This is a genomic window from Nonomuraea sp. NPDC004354, from assembly GCF_053602555.1.
In genome coordinates this window covers 1-22,129 of the sequence record NZ_JBSGDV010000026.1, presented here as the reverse complement: position 1 = coordinate 22,129, position 22,129 = coordinate 1, and the positions used below count along the sequence as shown (strand labels likewise).

Sequence of the window (22,129 nt, the reverse complement as noted above, 5' to 3'; positions counted from 1 at the left end):
GCCTGACCTCGACGAAGATCGTCGTGGCGGGCGGGTTCGGTGTGGGCAAGACCACGTTCGTCGGTGCGGTGTCGGAGATCCTGCCGCTCACCACGGAGGCGGTCATGACCGACGCGTCGGCGCACATCGACGACGTGTCGCTCACGCCGAACAAGACCACCACCACGGTGGCCATGGACTTCGGCAGGGTGTCGCTGGACAGGGACCTGATCCTGTACCTGTTCGGCACGCCCGGTCAGCACCGGTTCTGGTTCATGTGGGACGACCTGGTGCGCGGCGCCATCGGCGCGGTCGTGCTGGTCGACACCCGCAGGCTCGCCGACAGCTTCCCCGCGATCGACTACTTCGAAGAGGCGAAGCTCCCCTTCGTGGTCGGGATCAACGGGTGGGACGGCCAGTACCTCCACGCGGAGGAGGAGGTGCGGGAGGCGCTCACGCTCTCCCCGCACATCCCGCTGGTCCGTCTCGACGCCAGGTCGCGCGACTCGGTGAAGAGCACCCTCATCACCCTCGTGGAGCACGCGCTCACCAGCCACGTGGGCCCCCGCGGCTGACAACCGCGGGGCCCCGTGGCCCGGAGCTGGAGTTCGGCCGGGGTTTACGGCTATTGTCGGCTCTGATCATGGTGGTGAACCCCCTCACCGGCGAGCCCGAGCGGCCGCTGTCGCCGGTCTCGCCCGAGGAGCTGGCCGCGACGGCGGACGCCCTGCGCGCGCGGTCGGCGGCCTGGCGCGTGGCCGAAAGGGCGGCGGCGCTGTCCGCCTTCGGCGCGGCGCTCGCCCGCGACGACGATCTGCTGGCCGCGCTGGTCGCCGACACCGGCCGCCGCGCCGAGTCGGAGATCGAGCGGCGCGCGGTGGCCGCGATCGTCGACCGGTGGGTACGGCAGGCGCCCGCCCTCCTGGCCGACCGGCCCGACGAGCCCGCCGCGATCCCCGGCGTCGTCGTGGGCGGCGAGGCGGTGCCGTACGAGCTGGTCGGCGTGATCAGCCCGTGGAACTTCCCTCTCCTGCTCGGCCTGATCGACGCGGTGCCCGCCCTCGCCGCCGGGTGCGCGGTGCTGGTCAAGCCCAGCGAGCTGGCCCCCCGATTCATCGAACCGCTCATGCGGCTGGTGCCGTCCGAGCTGCCGCTGCGCGTCGTCGAAGGCGACGCGGAGACGGGGCGGGCGCTGGTGGGTCTGGTGGACGCGCTGGTGTTCACCGGGAGCGTCGCCACCGGCAGGAAGGTCGCCGAGGCCGCCGCCCGCGCCTTCATCCCCGCCTTCCTCGAACTGGGCGGCAAGGACCCCGCCGTCGTGCTGGCCGGCGCCGATCTCGACCGGGCGGCCACCGCCGTCCTGCGCGGCGGCACCGCCAACGCCGGGCAGGCCTGCCAGTCGATCGAGCGCGTCTACGTCGCCCGCGAGGTCTTCGACGACTTCCTCGCCCGTCTGGTGGCCAAGGCCGAGCGGATGGCGCTGACCTGCGAGGGGGGCACCGTGGGGCCCCTGGTGAGGACCGGCGTCATCCTCGCGCACATCGACGACGCGGTCGCGCGGGGCGCCGTCGTGCACACCGGCGGATCGATCGAACGGCACGGCGGCGGCCACTGGATGCGGCCCACCGTGCTGTCGAACGTCGACCACTCCATGCGGGTCATGACCGAGGAGACCTTCGGCCCCGTCCTGCCCGTGATGCCCTTCGACGGTGTCGACGAGGCGGTCACGCTGGCCAACGACTCCGCCTACGGCCTGTCGGCCGCCGTGTTCGCGGCCACCGAGGAGGAGGCCAGGCGGGTGGCGGCCCGCCTGCGGGTGGGCGCAGTGAGCGTCAACGACGCGGCGCTGACCGCCTTCGTCCACGAGGGCGAGAAGCACTCCTTCAACCTGTCCGGGCTCGGCGGCTCCCGCATGGGCCCGGCCGCCGTCACCCGTTTCGTCAGGCGCAGGGCCCACCTGGTGAACCGGTCGTCCCGATCCGTCTGGAGCGTGTAGCCATGGGACTTCGCGCGGAGATGCCGCTGCTGGCCAGGCACGAGGGCGAGTGGGAGGGAACCTACCGCCACCTCGACAGCCTGGGCCAGGTCGTGGACCTGCACCGCTCCCGCCTGACCTGCTCGATCGTCGACGACCGCGCCTACCACCAGGTCAACGAGTACGTCTGGGACGACGGCAGGACCGAGCGCCACGAGTTCCCCGGCACCTACCTGGGCGGCGGGCGCTGCGCCTTCGACACCGAGCGGATCAGGGGCGAGTTCTGGGAAGTCGACGCCACCACCATCTATCTGACCTGGGTCTTCAAGGCGGAGGACGCGGACCTGCGGCTGTTCGAGCTGATCGTCCTGAGCGATGACGGCACGACGCGCAGCAGGGTGTGGCAGTGGATCGAGGCGGGGGTGTGCGTGCGCCGCACGCTGATCGACGAGAAGCGCGTCGGGTGAGCGCCTACCGGGCACTCGCCCTGCAGGTCAGGACCACCGCGGTGAACGGCTCGGCGGACCCGCGCGCGCTCGTCGCCTCCGCGATCGGCCGGATCGCCGCCCAGACCGCGGCGGCCAAGGCGTGGATCGGCCCCGACCTGCGGCTCGTGGTGCTTCCCGAGTACGTGCTCACCGGTTTCCCCTTCGGCGAGAGCGCCGCCGAGTGGCGGGACAGGGCGGCCCTGGCCCCCGACGGCCCCGAGTACCGGGAGCTGGGCGAGATCGCCCGTGGCAACGACCTGTTCCTGTGCGTCAACGCCTACGAGAGCGACCCGCACTTCCCCGAGCTGTTCTTCCAGGCCACCGTCATCCTCGACCCGGCGGGCGAGGCCGTCCTGCGCTACCGGCGGCTGCACTCGATGTTCTCGCCGACGCCGTACGACGTGTGGGAACGCTACCTCGACGTCTACGGCCTGGACGCCGTCCTTCCCGTCGCCCGTACCGAGCTCGGCAACCTGGCCGTGCTGGCCTCCGAGGAGATCCTCGTCCCTGAACTGGCCAGGGCGCTGGCGTTGCGCGGCGCCGAGGTCTTCTGCAACCCCACCTCCGAGGCCTCCTCGCCCGCGCTCACCCCCAAGGCGATCGCCCGGCGGGCCAGGGCCGTCGAGAACCTCGCCTACGTCGTCTCCGCCAACAGCGGGGGGCTGGAGGGGCTGCCGATCCCCGGCGACTCCACCAGCGGCGGCTCCGAGATCCTCGACTTCGAGGGCCGCCCGCTGGCCCAGGCGGCACAGGGGGAGTCGCTGGTGGCCGCCGCCGAGCTCGACCTGGCCGCGCTGCGCCGCTTCCGCCGCCGCCCCGGCATGGGCAACCTGCTGGCCAGGGTGAAGCCCGCGCTGTGGGCCGAGGAGTACGGCTGGCACGACGTCGAGCGCCCCGACGGCCTCGCCGCGGGGCCGCCCACCAGGCGGTGGTTCGTCGAGCGCCAGCAGGCGGCGATCAGGCGGCTGTACGGCCCCGATGCCACCTGAGCGCCCGCCGCTCCACCGCGAGGAAGACCCCGTTGAGCACCACGCCGAGCACGCCGAGCAGCACGATGCCCGCCCACATCGCGGGGATGTCGAAGCTGCCCTCGGCCTCGCGCATGCGGTGCCCGATGCCCTCGCTGCTCGCGTAGAGTTCCGAGATCACCATCATGATCAGGGCGAGTGCCACGCTCAGCCGCAGCCCGGCGAAGATCTTGGGCCCGGCCGCCGCCAGCACGATCGGCCAGCGGCGCAGGCGGAACACCTGGGCGGTGTCGAGGTACTGCCGGTCGGCGTAGCGGGCGCCGTCCATCGAGTTGATGAGCACCGGCCACAGCACGCCGTAGACGATCGCGGCCAGCTGGATCGGCGTGCCGACCCTGAAGAACACCAGGAACACCGGCAGCAGCGCGGCGGGCGGCACCGACCTGCCGAAGTGGATCAGCGGCTCCACCAGTGCCGCCAGCCACCGGGAGCGGCCCAGGACCAGGCCCAGCGCGACACCCGCCGCCGCGGCCACCGCCCATCCGGCGCCGAGCCTGGCCAGGCTCGGCAGCAGGTCGCCGCCGGCCTCCTCGGTGAGGAACAGGCGCGAGGGCGGTCCCGCGAACCACATCTCGCGCATCCTGGACAGGATCGTGGAAGGGGGCGGGAAGTAGACCGCGCCGATCGCCCTGGTGGCCGTCTCCCAGGCGACGGCCGCGACGGGCAGCAGCCAGTACCACGCCAGCCGCCTGATCACGCCGCCTCCCCCGCTCTGGCCCGGTGCCAGCCGAACAGCCGCCGCTCGGCGGCGGTGAACAGCGCGTTGGCGCCCAGCCCCAGCGCACCTGCCCAGATGGTGGCCGCCAGCATCCTGTCGACCCGGTTGGCGCTGCCGGCTTGCACCAGGAAGGTGCCGATGCCGCCGGCGCCACCGGCGATCAGCTCGACGCTGACCGCGACGATCAGCGTGACCGAGACCGCGATGCGCACGCCGGTGGCGATGAACGGGGCGGTGCTCGGCAGGGAGACGCGCCACAGGACGGCGAGCGGGCCGAAGCCGAAGCCGCGCAGGGTGTCCTTGGCGAGGGGGTCGACGTCGGCCAGGCCGTACATGGTGTTGATCAGCAGGGGCCAGGAGCAGGTGTAGACGACCAGCGCGGTCTTGGCGTCCTGGCTGTCGGTCCAGACGAACATCGCCAGCGGGATCAGCGACAGCGACGGGATCGGGCGCAGGAACTCCACCAGCGGCCGGACCGACCGTTCGACCGCGGGCACCGAGCCGAGCAGCAGCCCCGCGGGCACCGCCGTGACCACCGCGATCAGCAGCCCCGTCGCGCACGCGGCGAGGGTGACGCCGACGTCGGCGAGGAACGCGCCGTCGGCCGCCAGCCCGGCCGCGGTCACGAGCACGACGGACACGGGCGGCAGGACCGCGATCAGCCCGGTGCGTCCCGCGGCCTCCAGCAGGAGCAGGAAGCCGAGGACGCCCACGACGCCCAGCGCCTTGGTCATCCGATCCCGGCGGGGATCAGCGTGGTGACGTCGGGCTTGGCCTTGAGGTAGCCGTAGCCGTGCAGCAGGTCGGCCAGCTTCTGGAAGCCGGCCTTGTCGACCTCGGTGGAGAACTGGCCGAGCTTCATCGCCGACGCCACCTCGGCCGGGATCTGCGTGTAGGTCGGGACGACGGCGTCGACGGCCGCGCGGTCGGTCGCGGCGATCTGCTGCGCCTTGGCCAGCGCGCGGTGGAAGGCGGCGGCCGTCTTCGGGTTCTTGGCCAGCCAGTCCTCCGACACGCCCCACGCGTCGAGCGGCAGGCCCGCCGTCGGCCCGGAGGTGGTGTCGATGATCTCCACCGCGCCGTTCTTCCTGGCCGCGCTCAGGAACGGCTCGACCAGCCAGGCGGCGTCGATCTTCTTCGTGGACAGCGCCGTGAGCTGGTCGGCGAACGGCACGGCGACGAACTTGACCTCCTCCGGCTTGACGCCCGCCTGCTGCAGGTGCGCGTTGGTGAGGGTCTGGCCGAGCGCCTTGAGCACGTTGACGCCGATCGTCCTGCCCTTGAGGTCGGCCGCGGACTTGATGGGGGAGTCCTTGGGAACCACGACGCCGGCGATGCCGGGGGCGGTCGTCTGCACGTGCTGGAACAGCTTCAGCTTGGCCGCGCCGGAGTCGTTGATGGCCAGCAGCGAGACGTAGCTGGTCAGGAAGGCGTCCATGCTGCCGTTGAGGATCTTCGGCATGACCGCCTGAGGCGCCTGGATGATCTCGGTCTTGACCGTCAGGCCCTCGGCCTTGAACAGGCCGTTCTTCTCGGCGATGAACAGCGCCGCCGACGACGGCACCGGCACCACGCCGACGGTCAGCGTCGTCTTCTCCTGGCCCGCCTCACCGCCAGTGCCGCCGCCCCCGCCGCCGCATGCGGCCAGGGCCGTCACCAGAACGATCGTCAGTGCGGCTCGCTTCACGCGTTGGTCCTCTCGACGCCGCGCACGAGGCGTCCGACCTCGGCGCGCAGGTGGACGAAGTCGGGGTGCTCGCGAGTGGAGATCTGGTCGCGCGGAGAGGGCAGCTCCACCTTCAGGTCGCCCACGACGTGGGCCGGTGCCTTGGACAGCACCACGACCCTGTCGCCGACGTAGACGCTCTCGTCGATGTCGTGGGTGATGAGGACGATGGTCATCTGGTGGTGCCCGCGCACCTGCAGGACGAGGTCCTCCAGGTCCTCCCTGGTCTGCGCGTCGACCGAGCCGAACGGCTCGTCCATCAGCATCAGCTTGGGCCGGTAGGCCAGCGCCCTGGCGATGGCGACCCGCTGCTGCATGCCGCCCGACAGCTGGAAGGGGTACTTCTTGCCGGCTCCCTCGAGGCCGACCGACTCCAGCGCCTCCTGGGCGGCCGCCCTGCGCTGCTGCTTGTCCATGCCCTTGCGGCGCAGCGGCAGCGCCACGTTGTCGGCGACGCTCATCCAGGGGAACAGCGAGCGGCTGTAGTCCTGGAAGACGACGGCCAGGTTGTCGGGCGTCTGCTTGACCAGCTCGCCGGCGATGCGGACCTCTCCTCCCGTCGGCTGGATGAGCCCGGCGATGGAGCGCAGGAGCGTCGACTTGCCCGCCCCCGACGGCCCGACGATGCACAGCAGCTCGCCCTCGGAGACGCTGAGGTTCAGCCCTTCGATGGCGTGGTGGGCACTGGGGCCGCTGCCGTAGACGTGGGAGAGGTCCGATATCTCAAGCACGCTGAATCCTCAGGGCCGCTGGGGGGTGGAATTGTGATCCGGACTCTAGCGGAGCAGGTGATCCGACAGCCATTGTCATGTCCGGTTTGCGAGTATTCGCGATGAAAGTGAGCTGGGATTTCGTCAGACCGGCACGGCCTCGACGAGGCTCGCCCCCGCCGACAGGTCGAACACCTCGCGCAGCTGGAAACCCGCCTTCTCGAGGAGTACGGCGTACTCCTGGCGGGTCCGCTCCGTGCCGCCGTCGAACAGGGCCAGCATCCGCATGTCCATGTCCTTGCCGACGTGCGGCACGTCCTCGTCGGGAAGCACCATCTCCAGGATGAGCAGCCGCCCGTCCTGCCTGATCGCCTCCCGTACCCTGCGCAGGATGCGCTCGGCGTCGTGGTCGTCCCAGTTGTGCAGGATGCTGGCCAGCAGGTAGGCGTCGGCGCCCTCGGGGACCTTCACGAAGAAGTCGCCGGCCAGCACCTCGCACCGATCCGTCAGCCCCTGAGCGTCGAGCGCCTGCGCCGCGCCGGGGACGACGTGCTCCAGGTCGACCAGGACACCCCGCAGGCCCGGGTAGGCGCGCAGCACCGAGGCGAGGATGTGGCCCTTGCCGCCCGCCACGTCGACGAGCGTCTCCACCTGGGAGAAGTCGTAGCGCTCCGCCACCTGGCGGGCGAACGGCACGGCCCTGGAGGTCATGTAGTCGTCGAAGACGGCGCCCACCTCGGGGAGCCGGCCCAGGCGCTCGTAGAGCGGGCCGTACCGCTCGACGAACGCCGAGCGGCCCTGCCGCACGGTCGCGGGCAGGTTGCCGAGGGCGTACCAGAACCCCTCCTCGGCGATCATCCGTACGGCGGGCAGCGTCGAGTCCGGCGCGTCGGAGCGCAGGGAGGAACCCTCCTCGGTCAGCTCGTAGCGGCCCTGCTCGACCGAGCGCACGATCCCCATGCCGGCCAGCTCACGCAGCACCCGCCGCAGGGACGGCGCGTGCGCGCCGCAGCGCAGGGCCAGCTCCTCCGCGCTCAGCGGACCTTCGGCCAGCTGGTCGGCGCATCCCAGCTCGGCCATCGTGGCCAGAGCGGCGAACCGGGAGATGCCGGAGATGGATTCCCAGATAGGGCCGGCCGGGTGTGACACGTTTCCTCCAACACGGGGATCTAGAGCGTGCGCCTGGCGTGGTGATGCCAGACCAACAGTCGTCGTTCGGCCACCGTGAACAGCCCGTTCACCAGGTAGCCGAGCAGGCCGAGAAGCGCGATGGCACCCCACACGCCCGGGGTGTCGAAGCCGCGCTGCGCCTGCAGGAGCTGGTAGCCGATGCCGTCGGAGCTGCCGAACAGCTCGGAGATGACCATCAGGATGAGGGCGAGCGACAGGCTCAGCCGCAGCCCGGCGAAGATCTTCGGCGCCGCCGCGGGGATGACGACGTTGCGCAGCTGCTGCGCCCTGGTCAGGCCGAAGACGATGGCGGTCTCGGTGTGGGTCCTGTCCACGGCCCTGGCGCCGTCGATGGAGTTGAGCAGCACCGGCCAGACGACGCCGAGGACGATGGCGGCGATCTGCATCGCCAGGCCGGCGTGCAGGAGCACCATGAGCAGCGGCAGCAGCAGCGGCGGCGGGATGACCCTGCCGAACTGGATGAGCGGCTCCACGTAGTCGGACGCGGTGCGCGACCGGCCGATGATCACGCCGAGGATCACGCCGAGCACGGCGGCGAGGATCCAGCCGGTGAGCATGCGGCCCAGGCTCGGCAGGACGTTCCCGATCGCGTCATCGGTCAGGAACAGCCGGGTCGCGGGCCCGGAGAACCACAGCTCGTGAATCCTGGCCACGATGGTGGTGGGCGGGGGGAAGTCGGTGTCCGCCGTGATCCGCGTGGCCACCTCCCACACCACCAGCACCAGGGGGACCAGCCATACGCGCTTGAGAGCGGTCACGTCGTCGCTCCGGTTCTGGCCTGGTGCCAGTGGAAGAGCCGCCGCTCGGCGGCGACCAGCAGCAGGTTGGCCACCAGGCCGATGATCCCCGCCCAGAACGTGGCGGCCAGGATGAGGTCGGTACGGTTGCCGCTGCCCGCCTGGATGACGAAGACGCCGATGCCGCCCGTGCCGCCGGCCAGCAGCTCGGAGCTGATCGCGAGGATCAGCGCGATGCCGGCGGCGATGCGCACCCCCGTGAGCATGAACGGCGCCGCGCTCGGCAGGCTCACCCGGCGCAGCACGTCGAGGGGGCCGAAGCCGAAGCTGCGCAGCGACTCCTTGGCCAGCGGGTCGACGTCGTGCATGCCGTACAGGGTGTTGATCAGCACCGGCCAGAGCGAGGCGTAGACGATGACGGACACCTTCATCAGCGAGTCCGACGGGATCAGCAGGATCGCCAGCGGGATGATCGCCACCGAGGGGATGGGCCGCAGGAACTCCAGGAGCGGCCGGGTGGCTCGTTCCACCGGCGGCAGGCTGCCGAGCAGCACGCCGAGCGGCACGGCCACCACGACCGACAGGAGCAGGCCCAGCGCCCAGTTGGTGAGGGTGATCCCGGCTCCGGACAGGAAGTCGGGGTCGGCGAGCAGTCCCGCCGCCTCCCGCAGTACCACCGAGGGAGGCGGGAAGACCACGCCGTCGGTGAGCGCGAACCGGATGGTCAGCTCACCGACGAGGAGGAAGCCCGCGACGCCTGCGGCGCCGCGGAGGATACGGGCACCGCTCATCCGCTGGCGCCGACCAGAATGTTCTTCACGTCCAGCCGGCTGGAGATGTACTTGTACTCCAGCATGAGGTCGGCCACCCGCTGCAGACGCGTCTCGTTGAGCGAGGTCGGGAACGTGCCGAGGGTGATCACCGAGGCGGTCTTGGCGTCGATCTTGGTGTAGGTGGGCAGCACGGCCTCGACCTCCTTGCGGTCGCTGGCCACCAGCTGCTGGGCCTTCGCGATCGCGCGCTGGAAGGCGGCCAGCGTCTTCGGGTTCTTCTTCACCCACTCGTCGGTCGCCATCCAGGCGGCGATCGGCAGGTCCGCGGTCTGGCCGGAGATGGTGTCGGCCAGCTTGCGGAAGCCGGAGGCGCTCTGCGTGGCGGTGATGAACGGCTCGGTCATCCACGCCGCGTCGCCCTGGCCGGTGCTGAGCGCGTTGGCCATGTCGGGGAACGGCTTCTCGACGAACTTGATGTCGTCCTTCGTGAGGCCCGCGACCTTCAGCGTGGCCTCGACGGTGAGGGTGCCGATGTTCTTGAGGGTGTTGACCAGGACGGTCTTGCCCTTCAGGTCGGCCACCGAGTTCAGCGGGGAGTCCTTGGGGACCATCAGGTTGAAGGTGTTGGGTCCCGCCTGGTAGACGTCGCCGACGACCTTGATCTTCTCGCCATTGCTGGCGGCCAGGAAGGTCGAGACGTAGTTGGTGTGCGAGATGTCCAGCGCGCCGCTCTTGATCTGCGGGAGCGCGGCGGCGCCACCCTGGATGAGCACCGGCTCGACGGTGAGGCCCTCGGCCTTGAAGAAGCCCTTCGCGTTGGCGATGTAGAGCGCGGCCGGGTCGGGGATGGGGAGGGCGCCGACCTTGATCGTGGTCTTCTCCAGGCCCTTGCCGTCGGCGGGGGCGCTGGAGGTGTCCGATCCGCCGCAGGCGGCCAGGGCGAGCGCCGTCGCGATTCCGAGGACGAGCGCGCGAGCACGGACTGTGCGAGTCATCGAGGAGCTCCTGCGAGGGGGGAAGCGTGGATGTCCGTTTATGACGGGCGTGAAGCGTACAGGAGTGCGATCTTTCCTGAAAGGCGGCCGCCTTGTATATGAGCACATGCACGAAAAGGAGGAATTATGATATGTCGCCAATATGGCGTTTAGTGTCTCTCTGTAACTAAATGTCTGATTTATTGAGGGATGAGGTCGCCGTCCGGTGGGCGGGGTGACGGGAAAAGCGTCGACTGCTGGAACGTTCCAAAAGTTGCATTGCGTTGGCGGGAGATAGAAGGTTGTGCTCCAATTGCCCCGATACTTGCCTGCAACCACTCGTCTCACCGGCGAATCGGTTCTCTCCGCACAAGCGCAGGCATCCGCGAGAGGTTACGACTTGTGAGGACAGCAACGACCGGCTCCGGTCGTGGCATCGCGCAGGAACCCCCGGGCCCCCCAGCGGCTCGCGAGCCGATGCCCGAGCCGGCGGACACCGGTAGCAAGATCGCCCTGCGCAACTGGCGAGTACGCACCCGGCTCGTGGCGCTCATCGCGATCCCGACCGTCGTGGCCGTCGTGCTCGGCGCCTTCCGCGTGACCACGTCGATCGGCACCGCCGAGGAGTACGGACGCGTCGCCGACGGCGCCGAGCTGGTGGTCGCCCTGGGCGGGCTCGGCCACGAGCTCGCCCTCGAGCGCGACCTGTCCGCCAAGTACGCCGCCTCGAACAGGAGCGACAGCGAGCTGGAGGGCCTCAAGTCCCAGCACCGGGCGGTCGACGCCGCGGTCACCAAGGTGCGCTCGGCCGCGCGGGCGGCCGAGGAGTCGCTGTCGGACCTGGGCCGCCGCGAGCTCGCGCAGGTGCGGATCAGGCTCGACCAGCTGCCGGCCCTGCGCGAGACCGTCACCGCCAGCCAGCTGCCGCCACTGCCCGTCATGGAGAAGTACTCCGAGACCCTGTCGGAGATGCTGCAGCTGTACGACGAGACGGTGCAGGGTGTCTCGGACGACGAGCTCATTGTCACCAGCGCGGCCCTGAGCGCCATCGCCAGGACCAAGAACGAGGTCTCCAAGGAGCGGGCGCTGCTGGCCATCGCGCTGCTGCGGGGCAGGTTCGACGGCACCGAGTTCGACGCCTTCCTCGCCGCCCGCTCCGGCCGTGACAGCGAGCGCAACGCCTTCCGCGCCGCGGCCACCCCAGCCCAGCGGCAGTTCCTCGACGACACCGTGACCGGCCAGGAGGTCGGCCGCGCCGAGTTCTACGTGGCCAGGGCCGTCTACCTGCACAACCAGCGCACGTCGCTGCGGGCGCTCGACACCTCCACCACCCAGGACGCCGAGCGCTGGTTCGACGCGATCACCAAGACCGCCGACCGGCTCTACACCGTCGAGAAGGCGCTGTCCGACTCGATCAGGATCAAGAGCACCGAGCTGAAGTCCGCCGAGCAGCAGGTCGCCATCATCAACGTGGCCCTCGTGCTGATCCTGCTCATCATCGTCCTCGTCATCACCGCGATCATGGCGCGCTCGCTGGTCCGCCCGCTGCGCCGGCTGCGCGGCGGCGCGCTGGAGGTCGCCGGCCGTACGCTGCCGGGCATCGTGCAGCGGCTGCGCGAGGAGGGACACACCGCCGAGAACGTGGAGGTCCCGCCGATCGGCGTCTCCTCCCAGGACGAGATCGGTGAAGTGGCCAGGGCCTTCGACGAGGTCCACCGCGAGGCCGTACGGCTGGCCGGCGAGGAGTCCAAGCTCCGCGCCAACGTCAACGCCATGTTCGTCAACCTCTCCCGCCGCAGCCAGACGCTCGTCGAGCGGCAGATCACCCTCATCGACGGCCTGGAGCAGGGCGAGCAGGACGAGCAGCGGCTCGCGAACCTGTTCAAGCTCGACCACCTGGCCACCCGCATGCGCCGCAACTCGGAGAACCTGCTGGTCCTCGCCGGACAGGACCCGCCGCGCCGCTGGAGCCAGCCGGTGCAGCTGGTCGACGTGGCCCGCGCCTCGCTGTCGGAGGTCGAGAACTACGACAGGGTGAACCTCCAGGTGCCGGGCGGCGCGGCCGTCGCCGGCCAGGCCGTCAACGACGTCATCCACCTGCTGGCCGAGCTGGTCGAGAACGCGCTGGCGTTCTCCCCCCGCGAGACCCACGTCGTGGTGTCGGGCAACAGGATCGACGGCGGCGGCATGATGGTGTCGATCACCGACTCCGGCATCGGCATGACGGCCGAGGAACTGGTCCACGCCAACGAGCGACTGAGCGACGCGCCGACCGTGGACGTGTCGGTGTCGCGGCGCATGGGCCTGTTCGTGGTCGCCAGGCTGGCCCACCGGCACGGCATCAGGGTGCAGCTGCGCCCGCACGGCGGGGGCGGCCTGACCGCGATGGTCCTGCTGCCCGAGGCGCTGCTCGGCGGTCCGACGCCCGCGATGGCGGGCTCCGGCGCGATGGCCGGAAGCGGCGGCAGGGGCATGGAGACGCCCGCGGCCTGGACGGCCGACGCCCCCCGGCCCGCCTTCACCGCCGACACCGGCCCCGCGTGGGCCTCCGAGCCCGGCATGGGCGGCCCCGGCGGCTGGGCCTCCGACCCCGGGCCCGCGCCCGGCTGGGGCGGCGCCGACACCGGCGGCGCGGGATCATGGCCCTCCTCGGCCCAGTGGCCGTCCGAAGGCGGCCAGCAGTGGCCGACCGAGGGTGGCGCGGCGCAGTGGCCCTCCGAGAGCAACGCGTGGGCCTCCGGTCCTCGCGTCGCGGGCGGCACCTTCGACAGCGGCGAGGCCGACGTGTGGGCGCCCTCCTCGGGCGCCTGGCCCGACGCGCCTCCGCCCGACCTGCCCGCCACCTGGTCCTTCGAGGACCGGGCGCCGGGCGCCACCCCCGCGCCCGGCACCGGCACCGGCAGGTACGACTTCCCCGAGGTCGAGTCCAACCCGACAGGGCCCATCCCTCAGGTGAAGGGCACCACAGGTGACGAGTTCCTGCCGATCTTCGCCTCCGTCGAGTCGGCGTGGTTCGACAAGGGCGAAGAATGGGACACGTCCAAGGCCGACGCGGGCTGGTCGGCGGCGGAAGCCGTACGCGAGCCCGTCAAGGACGGCTCCACCGCCGCGGGTCTGCCCAAGCGGGTACCGAGGGCCAACCTGGTCCCCGGCTCCGCCGACACCGCGGCGCCCAAGGGCGTCGCGCCCATGCCGGCGATCTCGCCGGAGCGGGTGCGCAACAGGTTCTCAAGCTTCCAGCAGGGCTTCAGAGCCGCACGTGACGACATCAGCGAGGGCCGCTACCCGGGCGGTCCGCGAACCGTTGATAGCAGGGAGGAGGACGAGTGAACGACCTGAGCCACGCGGCACGCGGAGTCGACTGGTTGATCACCGACTTCGTCAGCAACGTTCCCGGAGTCGCCCACGCGGTGGTGGTCTCTTCGGACGGCCTGCCGCTGGCGGCCTCCGCCGGATTCCCGACTGACCGCGCCGACCAGCTGGCCGCCATCGCCTCAGGCCTGATCAGCCTGACGCAGGGGGCGGCACGGGTCTTCGAAGGAGGACCCGTCGCCCAGACGATCGTCGAGATGCAGCGCGGGCTGATGCTGATCATGTCGATCAGCGACGGCTCCTGCCTCGCGGTGCTGGCCGCGCCCGACTGCGACATGGGCCTGGTGGCCTACCAGATGACGCTGATGGTGGAGCGTGCGGGACAGGTGCTCACGCCTGCCGTACGCGCCGAGCTCCGTGCGACCCAGACCAGGTGATGTAGTGACGGACCCCAGATGGAACCCCGGCGGCGGCTGGCAGCCACCGCAGCCCGCCCATGTCGAGCCCGCTTCGCCGGTCCGTCCATACGCCGTGACAGGCGGACGTACGGCGCCGCGGGTGAAGTTCGCGATGGAGGCCCTGGTCTCCTCCGCCACGGTGGAGCCGCGCGACCTGTCGCACATGCCGGAGTACGCGGCCATCAGCCAGCTCTGCCGCAGCGTCAGGTCGGTGGCGGAGATCTCGGCGCTGCTGCGGATCCCGCTCGGCGTGGTCAGGGTACTGATCGCGGACATGGCGACGGAGGGACTGGTACGGGTGCACCAGCCACAGCTCGACGCTGGAAAGCCCGACGTCAACCTGCTCGAAAGGGTGCTCAGTGGACTTCGCAGGCTCTAGCCAACAGATCGCCCCTGCCTGTGTCGGCGGTCACGAACCTCACATGGCGGTCTGATGAGCATGTTTCCGGTTGAACGCGGGCTGACCTCGACGAAGATCGTGGTGGCCGGCGGGTTCGGTGTGGGCAAGACCACGTTCGTGGGCGCGGTGTCGGAGATCCTGCCGCTCACCACGGAGGCGGTCATGACCGACGCGTCGGCGCACATCGACGACGTGTCGCTCACTCCGAACAAGACCACCACCACGGTGGCCATGGACTTCGGCAGGGTGTCGCTGGACAGGGACCTGATCCTGTACCTGTTCGGCACGCCGGGTCAGCACCGGTTCTGGTTCATGTGGGACGACCTGGTGCGCGGCGCCATCGGCGCGGTCGTGCTGGTCGACACCCGCAGGCTCGCCGACAGCTTCCCCGCGATCGACTACTTCGAGGAGGCGAAGCTGCCGTTCGTGGTCGGCCTGAACGGCTGGGACGGCCAGCAGGTCCACGCCGAGGAGGAGGTGCGCGACGCCCTCACGCTGTCGCAGCACATCCCGATCGTCAGGCTGGACGCACGCGCCCGCGACTCGGTCAAGAGCACGCTGATCACCCTGGTGGAGCACGCGTTGACCATCCGCATGGCCGTCCCCGGTCTCCAATAGCGGTTAGGCTGAGTCGCAAGACCACGCATATTCGCTTCGAGGACTGGCCAACCACGTGTTCGAGACGCTTTCCGACCGGCTGACATCGGTCTTCTCCTCCCTCCGATCCAAGGGTCGGCTGTCCGACGCCGACATCGACGCCACGGCGCGCGAGATCCGCATCGCGCTGCTGGAGGCCGACGTCGCGCTGCCGGTGGTCAAGGCTTTCGTCGCCCATGTCAAGGAGCGGGCCCGCGGCGCCGAGGTCTCCCAGGCGCTCAACCCCGCCCAGCAGGTCGTCAAGATCGTCAATGACGAGCTGATCGCGATCCTGGGCGGGGAGACCCGCAGGCTCCGCTACGCCAAGACGCCGCCGACCGTCGTCATGCTGGCCGGTCTGCAGGGCGCCGGTAAGACGACGCTGGCCGGCAAGCTGGCCAAGTGGCTGCGCGACCAGGGGCACGCGCCCATGCTGGTCGCCGCCGACCTGCAGCGGCCCAACGCGGTCACCCAGCTGCAGGTCGTGGGCGAGCGGGCGCAGGTCGCCGTCTACGCGCCGCAGCCCGGCAACGGCGTGGGCGACCCCGTCGCCGTGGCCAGGGAGTCCATCGACTTCGCCAGGCAGCGCCAGCACGACATCGTCATCATCGACACCGCCGGCCGCCTGGGCATCGACCAGGAGCTGATGAAGCAGGCCGCCGACATCCGCGACGCGGTCTCGCCCGACGAGGTCCTGTTCGTCGTCGACGCCATGATCGGTCAGGACGCGGTCACCACCGCGCAGGCCTTCATGGAGGGCGTCGGCTTCGACGGCGTCGTGCTCACCAAGCTCGACGGCGACGCCAGAGGCGGCGCGGCCCTGTCGGTGCGCCACATCACCGGCAGACCCATCATGTTCGCCTCGACGGGTGAGAAGCTCGAGGACTTCGACGCCTTCCACCCCGACCGGATGGCCTCCCGCATCCTCGACATGGGTGACATCCTCACCCTGATCGAGCAGGCGCAGAAGACCTTCGACGAGGAGCAGGCCGCCAAGATGGCGGGCAAGCTCACCTCGGGCGAGAATTTCACCCTCGAGGACTTCCTCGAGCAGATGCAGATGGTCCAGAAGATGGGGCCCATCAAGAACCTGCTCGGCATGATGCCCGGCATGGGGCAGATGCGCGACCAGATCAACTCCATCGACGACCGCGACCTCGACCGCATCGCCGCCATCATCCGCTCGATGACGCCCGCCGAGCGGCAGGACCCGAAGATCATCAACGGGTCGCGCAGGGCGCGCATCGCGAACGGCTCCGGCGTGTCCGTGACCGCGGTCAACAACCTGGTCACCCGCTTCTTCGAGGCGCAGAAGATGATGAAGCGCATGGCGGGGGGCATGGGCATCCCCGGCATGCCGGGCGGCAGGGGCAAGGCGGCCAAGGCCGCGCAGAAGAAGGCCAAGAAGGGGCGGCGCATCAGCGGCGACCCGCGCAAGGCGGCGCTGGGCAAGGCCAACTCCGCCGAGGAGAAGCCCGCCGTGGGCGGCGCGCTCGGCAACCTCGGCGCGCTGGGGGGCCAGCTCCCCAAGGGCATGGAGCTGCCGCCGGGCTTCGACCCCTCCAAGCTGAAGCTGCCGGGCCAGCAGTGATCTTCGGCAAGCGGGCACGAGTGGTCGTCGCGGTCCTCGTGCTCGCCATCTCGGCCCTCACCGTGCTGCAGCAGTTGGGCGTCAGTTTCCGCTGAAGTCCGTGTCGGGTTCGGCCACTGCCGTGGATCTGGCAGAATGACATGTTGGAACACCGTGACCAGGTGGGTGCCCTCTCATCTCCCGCCGGTCACGCCTGTCCCTCGGGCCGACACTCCGCCGTGCCCCACTCGGCGAGGCGAGGCTCACCCACGCTCTAATGCAGGAGAGACCACACCAGTGGCAGTCAAGATCAAGCTCAAGCGGCTCGGCATGATCCGCAACCCGCAGTACCGCATCGTCGTCGCCGACAGCCGCACCAAGCGTGACGGCCGGGCGATCGAGGAGATCGGTCTGTACCACCCGAAGGAGAACCCTTCGCTCATCACGATCGACGCCGAGCGCGCCGCTTACTGGCTGGGTGTCGGCGCGCAGCCGACCGAGCCGGTTCTCAAGCTGCTCAAGCTCACGGGCGACTGGCAGAAGTTCAAGGGCGAGCCCGCCCCTGAGCCGCTGAAGGTCGCCGAGCCGAAGGCCGACCGTCACGCCGTCTACGAGGCCGCGGCCAAGGAGGCGCTGTCCGGTGGCGACACCGGCACCTCCGCCACCACGCCGAAGAAGGCCAAGAAGAAGGAAGAGGCCGCGGAGCCCGCTGCTGAGGCGTCCGCTGAGACTCCGGCCGAGGCCTGACATGCTTGAGGAGGCCCTGGAGCACCTCGTGAAGGGCATCGTCGAGAATCCCGACGACGTCCGGGTCCGTGCCCGCCGCATTCGCAGCGGGCGCGTTCTCGAGGTCCGGGTCCACCCCGAGGACCTCGGCAAGGTCATCGGTCGCGGCGGCCGCACGGCCAAGGCGTTGCGCACCGTGATCAACGCCCTGGCTGACGGCAAGTACGTGCGGGTCGATCTGCTCGACCTGCACGAGACCGTCCGCTGACCGAGGAGTGTCGTGCCCCCACCGGCCTGGCCGGTGGGGGCCGTTTTTCGTGGAAGGTAGAACACGTGCAGCTAGTCGTCGGCAGGATCGGCCGCCCCCACGGGGTGCGCGGCGAGGTGACCGTCGAGGTCCGCACCGACGATCCTGACCTGCGCTTCGCCCCGGGATCGTCCCTGGCCACCGAGCCCGCCGCGCGCGGGCCGCTGTCGATCACCGGTCACCGCTGGCACAAGGGCATTTTGCTGGTGCGTTTCGAGGGCGTCTCCTCCCGCGAGGCCGCCGAAGACCTGCGCGACACCATGCTGGTCATCGATTCGGCAGACGTGCCGCCCTCCGACGACCCCGACGAGTTCCACGACCACCAGCTGATCGGGCTGTCCGTCGTCACCGTCGCCGGCGAGCCGGTCGGCGAGGTCACCGACGTCCTCCACCACGGCCAGGACCTCCTCGTCGTCCGGCGGGTGGGCGCCGACGAGGTCCTCGTCCCGTTCGTCAAGGCGCTCGTGCCCGAGGTCGACCCGGCCGGGGGCAGGATCGTCATCGATCCGCCGGAGGGCCTGCTGTCATGAGGCTCGACATCGTCTCGATCTTCCCCGAGTACTTCTCCCCGCTCGACGTCTCCCTCATCGGCAAGGCGCGCGAGCGCGGCACCCTCGACGTGCGGCTGCACCAGCTGCGCGACTGGACCCACGACGTCCACAAGACCGTCGACGACACCCCCTACGGCGGCGGCCCCGGCATGGTCATGAAGCCGGAGGTCTGGGGCGAGGCGATCGACTCGATCATCGGCGACGGCGCGCCCCGCATGGTGGTGCCCACCCCGAGCGGCCGCCCCTTCACCCAGGAACTGGCCCAGGAACTGGCCCACGAGCCGTGGCTGCTGTTCTGCTGCGGCCGCTACGAGGGCATCGACTCCCGCGTCATGGCCGAGTACGGCACGCGCCTGCGCGTCGACGAGGTCAGCATCGGCGACTACGTCCTGGCGGGCGGCGAGGTGGCCGTCCTGGTCATGGTCGAGGCGATCGGCAGGCTGCTGCCCGGCGTGCTCGGCAACGCCCACTCCGCGGTCGACGACTCCTTCGCCCCCGGCGCGATGCGCAACCTGCTGGAGGGGCCCGTCTACACCAAGCCGCCGGTCTGGCGCGGGCGCCAGGTGCCCGACGTGCTGCTGTCCGGACACCACGGCAAGGTGGCCAGATGGCGCAGGGACGAGGCGCTGCGCCGTACGATGAGGAACCGGCCCGACCTGGTCGAGGCGCTCGACGGCGCCGACCTCGACAAGCGCGACCGTGAGCTGCTGCTCTCGTTTCGCGCCGAGCCGGAAGATGTGGCAGACTGAATCGCTGGTGTGCCCGCCGTCGGCCACCTGATTCATCCAACCAGCAGGCGTGTCCCCCTCGTCGCAGCGCCATGGCGCTGCCGGGTGGACCTCCGCATGCTCGCGAAACGTTGAGGAAACGCTCTCATGCACACGAAGATCCAGGAGCTCGAGAAGGCCACCCTGCGCAGCGACGTCCCGGCCTTCCGCCCCGGTGACACGCTCGAGGTGCACGTCCGAGTGGTTGAAGGCAACCGCTCCCGCGTCCAGGTCTTCAAGGGCTTCGTGCTCCGCCGCCAGGGCAGTGGCGCCCGCGAGACCTTCACGGTCCGCAAGATCAGCTACAGCGTCGGCGTCGAGCGCACCTTCCCGGTCCACAGCCCGGTCATCGAGAAGATCACCCTCGTCACCCGCGGTGACGTCCGTCGCGCCAAGCTCTACTACATGCGCGACCTGCGCGGCAAGGCCGCCCGCATCCGCGAGAAGCGTGACAGCGTGCCCGCCGGCAAGTGAGTCCTCGCCCCACGGCCCCGTGACCAGCAGGTCACGGGGCCGTGGCGCTTTGCGCGGGCATTTCCTTCAGGTGAGGCGACCCAGGGGCGCGTGTGCACTCCGTGGGGTATGGCCTTCATCTAGGCTCATCAGCGATGAAAAGCGAGAGCCGGAACACGGCGGCCGCGTCCGCCAGGAAAAAAGGGTCGTTCTGGAAAGAACTCCCGGTGCTCGTGGTCATGGCGCTGGCGCTGGCTCTGATCGTCAAGACCTTCGTGCTCCAGGCGTTCTACATCCCGTCGGAGTCGATGGAGAACACCCTGCTGACCAACGACAGGGTCCTGGTCAACAAGGTCGTGTACCACACGCGCGATGTCGAGCGCGGCGACGTCGTCGTCTTCTCCGGCACCGGCTCGTGGGATCCGGCCGCCCCCGCCAGGCCGCCCGCCCATCCCCTCGCCGCCGCCCTCCAGTGGCTGGGCACCGCCATCGGCGTCGTGCCGGGCACCAAGGACTACATCAAGAGAGTCATCGGGGTCGGCGGCGACACCGTCGCGTGCTGCGACGTCAAGGGGCGTGTCACGGTCAACGGCGTCGCGCTGGACGAATCCACTTACCTCTATCCTGGCAACGTGCCCTCCCAGAACTTCTTCACGGCCAAGGTGCCCGAAGGACGGCTCTGGGTGATGGGCGACCACCGGCAGGTCTCGCTCGACTCCCGCGAGCACACCTCCGGCCCCGGTGGCGGCTCGATCCCTGTCGACCAGGTCATCGGCCGGGCCTTCGTCATCATCTGGCCCCTGTCCAGGGCCACGACCCTGTCCATCCCCGAAACGTTCGCGCAGCCCGTCGGCGCTCTGGAGGGGGCCGCACCGGCCCTGGCCGGACTCGCGGGCTCCCTGCCGCTGTTCTGGCTGCGCCGACGCTGGCTTGCGAGGCGGTAGCCGTACCCCCATGGCAGTTGAAGAGAGCAACAAGCGCAAAGGCGGGCTCAGGGAGACGCTCTTCCTGATCGCGCTGGGCGTCGGCGTGGCGCTGCTGCTGCAGGCGTTCGTCGTGCGGTCGTTCTACATCCCCTCCGAATCGATGGAGAACACGCTCAGGATCGGTGACCGGGTGAGCGTCAACAAGCTCCACGGCGCCAGCGAGCGCGGCGACATCGTGGTCTTCGAGGGCTGGAACGGCGAAGACACCATCAAGCGGGTCATCGCGGTCGGCGGCGACAAGGTCGCGTGCTGTGACGCCAAGAAGCGCATCACGGTCAACGGGATTCCGCTCGACGAGAACTACCTGTTCCCCGACGACTTCCCCTCGGGGGAGAAGTTCTCCTACACCGTGCCCCAGGGCAAGCTCTGGCTCATGGGCGACCACCGCTCCGCCTCCGTCGACTCCAGGACCCACGTGCGCGAAGCCGGCGAATGGATCTCCGAGGACCAGGTGATCGGCCGGGCATGGGCCATCTACTGGCCGCTCTCGCACGCCACGATCCTCAGCCGGCCCGAGATCTTCGACAAGGTGCGGTGAGTCGCGGATGAGGCGTACGCTGCGTGTGTCATGTTTCGACCACGTCCTAGCGTTGTCCGGCGCGATTCCGGGCTCTACGCCTACGAGCGGGCGCTGGCGCGCAGGGGGTTGACCCCGATCGCCGGAGTCGACGAGGCGGGCAGGGGAGCCTGTGCGGGACCCCTGGTGGTGGCGGCCGTCATCCTCCGGCGGGAGATCCCCGGGCTGGCCGACTCCAAGCTGCTGACGCCCGAGACGCGGTCGGCACTCTACGACAAGGTCATGGCCTCGGCCGAGGTCGCCGTCATCGTGATCCCCCCGGCCGAGATCGACGCGCGCGGACTGCACAAGTGCAACGTCACGGGAATGCGGCGGGCGGTGGCGCGGTTGCCGATGGTTCCCGGATACATCCTCACCGACGGCTTCCCGGTGCCCGGGCTGCCCGCGCCGTCGCTGGCCGTGTGGAAGGGGGACCAGGTAGCGGCCTGCGTCGCCGCCGCGTCCATCGTGGCGAAGGTGACGCGGGACAGGATCATGACGGAGCTGTCCTCGGACTTTCCCGAGTACGGCTTCGCGGAGCACAAGGGGTATGTGACTCCGGCCCATCGGCGGGCGTTGCGCGCGCACGGGCCGTGCTCCCACCACCGCTTCTCCTTCGTGACGGTGTCACGGACTTTCGTGGGGGAGAATGGAGTGGGGGCAGGAGTTGCCTGATCAGGCTGGAGGACCGGGATGAGCGCAGAGGATCTCGAGAAATACGAAACCGAGATGGAGCTGCAGCTTTACCGCGAATACCGTGATGTGGTCGGGCTGTTCACGTATGTCGTCGAGACCGAGCGGCGGTTCTATCTGACGAATTCGGTGGATCTCGACGTGCGGACGGCGGAGAACGGGGACGTGTTCTTCGACGTGAAGATGCAGGATGCTTGGGTTTGGGATATGTACCGGCCTGCACGGTTTGTTAAGAATGTACGGGTGGTGACGTTCAAGGATGTGAACGTCGAGGAACTCGCCAAGTCGGACCTGGAGATGCCCAAGGAGGGCTTCTCGGGCTAGGAGCTGTTTCTTAGATCTCCTGACGGTGAGCGCTGGTCTTGTCACTCTTGGCATATGGGTCGTGGTGATCTGACGAACGCCGAGTGGGCAC

Annotated in this window: 26 protein-coding genes; 18 read left to right on the top strand and 8 right to left on the bottom strand. The window is 69.9% G+C overall.

Annotation, left to right across the window (positions count from 1 at the left end; translation table 11 throughout):
* Window positions 1-2: 2 nt before the first annotated feature.
* The 4 genes from ACWENQ_RS41405 (at window position 3) to ACWENQ_RS41390 (ending at window position 3,431) form a co-directional block, all read left to right on the top strand.
* Window positions 3-554: a GTP-binding protein gene (locus ACWENQ_RS41405; RefSeq protein ID WP_452419257.1), complete on the top strand. Its 552-nt coding sequence runs from the start codon at window positions 3-5 to the stop codon at window positions 552-554.
* Between the two features lie 68 nt (window positions 555-622).
* Complete coding sequence (locus ACWENQ_RS41400; protein ID WP_452419207.1) at window positions 623-1,975, top strand: aldehyde dehydrogenase family protein; 1,353 nt, start codon at window positions 623-625, stop codon at window positions 1,973-1,975.
* Window positions 1,976-1,977: 2 nt separating this feature from the next.
* Complete coding sequence (locus ACWENQ_RS41395; protein WP_449929576.1) at window positions 1,978-2,421, top strand: DUF3598 family protein; 444 nt, start codon at window positions 1,978-1,980, stop codon at window positions 2,419-2,421.
* Window positions 2,418-3,431 carry a nitrilase-related carbon-nitrogen hydrolase gene (locus ACWENQ_RS41390; RefSeq protein ID WP_452419206.1) on the top strand — a complete coding sequence of 338 codons (1,014 nt, stop codon included), beginning with the start codon at window positions 2,418-2,420 and terminating at the stop codon, window positions 3,429-3,431. The genes ACWENQ_RS41395 and ACWENQ_RS41390 overlap by 4 nt, the downstream gene beginning before the upstream one ends.
* Here the strand turns inward: ACWENQ_RS41390 and ACWENQ_RS41385 are convergent.
* The 8 genes from ACWENQ_RS41385 to ACWENQ_RS41350 all read right to left on the bottom strand — a co-directional run bounded on the left by ACWENQ_RS41385 (window position 3,400) and on the right by ACWENQ_RS41350 (window position 10,320).
* A complete protein-coding gene (locus ACWENQ_RS41385) occupies window positions 3,400-4,167 on the bottom strand; it encodes an ABC transporter permease (protein WP_452419204.1) in 768 nt (255 codons plus the stop codon). The two genes, ACWENQ_RS41390 and ACWENQ_RS41385, sit on opposite strands and share 32 nt — an antisense overlap.
* A complete protein-coding gene (locus ACWENQ_RS41380) occupies window positions 4,164-4,922 on the bottom strand; it encodes an ABC transporter permease (RefSeq protein ID WP_452419202.1) in 759 nt (252 codons plus the stop codon). The genes ACWENQ_RS41385 and ACWENQ_RS41380 overlap by 4 nt, the downstream gene beginning before the upstream one ends.
* On the bottom strand, window positions 4,919-5,875 hold the full coding sequence (locus ACWENQ_RS41375; RefSeq protein WP_452419200.1) for an ABC transporter substrate-binding protein: 957 nt from the start codon (window positions 5,873-5,875) through the stop codon (window positions 4,919-4,921). The genes ACWENQ_RS41380 and ACWENQ_RS41375 overlap by 4 nt, the downstream gene beginning before the upstream one ends.
* Window positions 5,872-6,645 (bottom strand): ABC transporter ATP-binding protein, encoded by a 774-nt coding sequence (locus ACWENQ_RS41370; RefSeq protein WP_449929566.1) that lies wholly within the window; start codon window positions 6,643-6,645, stop codon window positions 5,872-5,874. Before ACWENQ_RS41370 ends, ACWENQ_RS41375 begins: the two co-directional genes overlap by 4 nt.
* Before the next feature lie 123 nt (window positions 6,646-6,768).
* Window positions 6,769-7,773: a methyltransferase gene (locus ACWENQ_RS41365; protein ID WP_354923124.1), complete on the bottom strand. Its 1,005-nt coding sequence runs from the start codon at window positions 7,771-7,773 to the stop codon at window positions 6,769-6,771.
* Between the two features lie 20 nt (window positions 7,774-7,793).
* Window positions 7,794-8,573 (bottom strand): ABC transporter permease, encoded by a 780-nt coding sequence (locus ACWENQ_RS41360; protein ID WP_452419199.1) that lies wholly within the window; start codon window positions 8,571-8,573, stop codon window positions 7,794-7,796.
* Window positions 8,570-9,343, bottom strand: a complete 774-nt coding sequence (locus tag ACWENQ_RS41355) for an ABC transporter permease (RefSeq protein ID WP_449929563.1) — start codon at window positions 9,341-9,343, stop codon at window positions 8,570-8,572. The genes ACWENQ_RS41360 and ACWENQ_RS41355 overlap by 4 nt, the downstream gene beginning before the upstream one ends.
* Window positions 9,340-10,320 (bottom strand): ABC transporter substrate-binding protein, encoded by a 981-nt coding sequence (locus ACWENQ_RS41350; RefSeq protein ID WP_354923133.1) that lies wholly within the window; start codon window positions 10,318-10,320, stop codon window positions 9,340-9,342. Before ACWENQ_RS41350 ends, ACWENQ_RS41355 begins: the two co-directional genes overlap by 4 nt.
* Window positions 10,321-10,776: 456 nt before the next feature.
* On the opposite strand from ACWENQ_RS41350, the gene ACWENQ_RS41345 reads away from it, so the two are divergent.
* The 14 genes from ACWENQ_RS41345 (at window position 10,777) to ACWENQ_RS41280 (ending at window position 22,038) form a co-directional block, all read left to right on the top strand.
* Window positions 10,777-13,629 (top strand): nitrate- and nitrite sensing domain-containing protein, encoded by a 2,853-nt coding sequence (locus tag ACWENQ_RS41345; RefSeq protein ID WP_452419197.1) that lies wholly within the window; start codon window positions 10,777-10,779, stop codon window positions 13,627-13,629.
* Window positions 13,626-14,048, top strand: coding sequence for a roadblock/LC7 domain-containing protein (locus tag ACWENQ_RS41340; protein WP_354923139.1), 423 nt, complete (start codon window positions 13,626-13,628; stop codon window positions 14,046-14,048). Before ACWENQ_RS41345 ends, ACWENQ_RS41340 begins: the two co-directional genes overlap by 4 nt.
* A gap of 4 nt (window positions 14,049-14,052) precedes the next feature.
* Window positions 14,053-14,448, top strand: a complete 396-nt coding sequence (locus ACWENQ_RS41335; RefSeq protein ID WP_449929559.1) for a DUF742 domain-containing protein — start codon at window positions 14,053-14,055, stop codon at window positions 14,446-14,448.
* 54 nt (window positions 14,449-14,502) lie between these two features.
* Window positions 14,503-15,087, top strand: coding sequence for a GTP-binding protein (locus tag ACWENQ_RS41330; protein ID WP_449929558.1), 585 nt, complete (start codon window positions 14,503-14,505; stop codon window positions 15,085-15,087).
* A 55-nt stretch (window positions 15,088-15,142) separates the two neighbouring features.
* Complete coding sequence (gene ffh / locus ACWENQ_RS41325; protein ID WP_354920075.1) at window positions 15,143-16,696, top strand: signal recognition particle protein; 1,554 nt, start codon at window positions 15,143-15,145, stop codon at window positions 16,694-16,696.
* Between the two features lie 276 nt (window positions 16,697-16,972).
* Window positions 16,973-17,422: a 30S ribosomal protein S16 gene (gene rpsP / locus ACWENQ_RS41320; protein WP_354920078.1), complete on the top strand. Its 450-nt coding sequence runs from the start codon at window positions 16,973-16,975 to the stop codon at window positions 17,420-17,422.
* A gap of 1 nt (window position 17,423) precedes the next feature.
* Complete coding sequence (locus tag ACWENQ_RS41315) at window positions 17,424-17,669, top strand: RNA-binding protein (RefSeq protein ID WP_354920081.1); 246 nt, start codon at window positions 17,424-17,426, stop codon at window positions 17,667-17,669.
* Between the two features lie 65 nt (window positions 17,670-17,734).
* Window positions 17,735-18,238 carry a ribosome maturation factor RimM gene (gene rimM / locus ACWENQ_RS41310; RefSeq protein WP_452419195.1) on the top strand — a complete coding sequence of 168 codons (504 nt, stop codon included), beginning with the start codon at window positions 17,735-17,737 and terminating at the stop codon, window positions 18,236-18,238.
* On the top strand, window positions 18,235-19,008 hold the full coding sequence (trmD, locus tag ACWENQ_RS41305; RefSeq protein WP_452419193.1) for a tRNA (guanosine(37)-N1)-methyltransferase TrmD: 774 nt from the start codon (window positions 18,235-18,237) through the stop codon (window positions 19,006-19,008). Before rimM ends, trmD begins: the two co-directional genes overlap by 4 nt.
* Before the next feature lie 126 nt (window positions 19,009-19,134).
* A complete protein-coding gene (rplS, locus tag ACWENQ_RS41300; protein WP_354920090.1) occupies window positions 19,135-19,500 on the top strand; it encodes a 50S ribosomal protein L19 in 366 nt (121 codons plus the stop codon).
* Window positions 19,501-19,634: 134 nt separating this feature from the next.
* Complete coding sequence (gene lepB / locus ACWENQ_RS41295) at window positions 19,635-20,423, top strand: signal peptidase I (protein WP_449929551.1); 789 nt, start codon at window positions 19,635-19,637, stop codon at window positions 20,421-20,423.
* A 10-nt stretch (window positions 20,424-20,433) separates the two neighbouring features.
* Entirely contained in the window at window positions 20,434-21,003 is a 570-nt protein-coding gene (gene lepB, locus ACWENQ_RS41290) for a signal peptidase I (RefSeq protein WP_449929549.1), read from the top strand.
* 30 nt (window positions 21,004-21,033) lie between these two features.
* Complete coding sequence (locus ACWENQ_RS41285) at window positions 21,034-21,696, top strand: ribonuclease HII (protein ID WP_452419191.1); 663 nt, start codon at window positions 21,034-21,036, stop codon at window positions 21,694-21,696.
* Window positions 21,697-21,714: 18 nt separating this feature from the next.
* Window positions 21,715-22,038, top strand: coding sequence for a DUF2469 domain-containing protein (locus ACWENQ_RS41280; protein WP_068895098.1), 324 nt, complete (start codon window positions 21,715-21,717; stop codon window positions 22,036-22,038).
* Window positions 22,039-22,129 lie beyond the last annotated feature (91 nt).

What these genes read in the sequence shown, in the direction of transcription:
- lepB (WP_449929551.1), top strand. Translation starts at nt 19,635, where the DNA reads ATGAAAAGCGAGAGCCGGAACACGGCGGCCGCGTCCGCCAGGAAAAAA.
- ACWENQ_RS41315 (WP_354920081.1), top strand. Translation starts at nt 17,424, where the DNA reads ATGCTTGAGGAGGCCCTGGAGCACCTCGTGAAGGGCATCGTCGAGAAT.
- ACWENQ_RS41395 (WP_449929576.1), top strand. Translation starts at nt 1,978, where the DNA reads ATGGGACTTCGCGCGGAGATGCCGCTGCTGGCCAGGCACGAGGGCGAG.
- ACWENQ_RS41345 (WP_452419197.1), top strand. Translation starts at nt 10,777, where the DNA reads ATGCCCGAGCCGGCGGACACCGGTAGCAAGATCGCCCTGCGCAACTGG.
- ACWENQ_RS41285 (WP_452419191.1), top strand. Translation starts at nt 21,034, where the DNA reads ATGTTTCGACCACGTCCTAGCGTTGTCCGGCGCGATTCCGGGCTCTAC.
- ACWENQ_RS41280 (WP_068895098.1), top strand. Translation starts at nt 21,715, where the DNA reads ATGAGCGCAGAGGATCTCGAGAAATACGAAACCGAGATGGAGCTGCAG.
- ACWENQ_RS41355 (WP_449929563.1), bottom strand. Translation starts at nt 9,343, where the DNA reads ATGAGCGGTGCCCGTATCCTCCGCGGCGCCGCAGGCGTCGCGGGCTTC.
- lepB (WP_449929549.1), top strand. Translation starts at nt 20,434, where the DNA reads ATGGCAGTTGAAGAGAGCAACAAGCGCAAAGGCGGGCTCAGGGAGACG.
- ACWENQ_RS41330 (WP_449929558.1), top strand. Translation starts at nt 14,503, where the DNA reads ATGAGCATGTTTCCGGTTGAACGCGGGCTGACCTCGACGAAGATCGTG.
- trmD (WP_452419193.1), top strand. Translation starts at nt 18,235, where the DNA reads ATGAGGCTCGACATCGTCTCGATCTTCCCCGAGTACTTCTCCCCGCTC.
- ACWENQ_RS41350 (WP_354923133.1), bottom strand. Translation starts at nt 10,320, where the DNA reads ATGACTCGCACAGTCCGTGCTCGCGCGCTCGTCCTCGGAATCGCGACG.
- ACWENQ_RS41400 (WP_452419207.1), top strand. Translation starts at nt 623, where the DNA reads ATGGTGGTGAACCCCCTCACCGGCGAGCCCGAGCGGCCGCTGTCGCCG.
- rplS (WP_354920090.1), top strand. Translation starts at nt 19,135, where the DNA reads ATGCACACGAAGATCCAGGAGCTCGAGAAGGCCACCCTGCGCAGCGAC.
- ACWENQ_RS41380 (WP_452419202.1), bottom strand. Translation starts at nt 4,922, where the DNA reads ATGACCAAGGCGCTGGGCGTCGTGGGCGTCCTCGGCTTCCTGCTCCTG.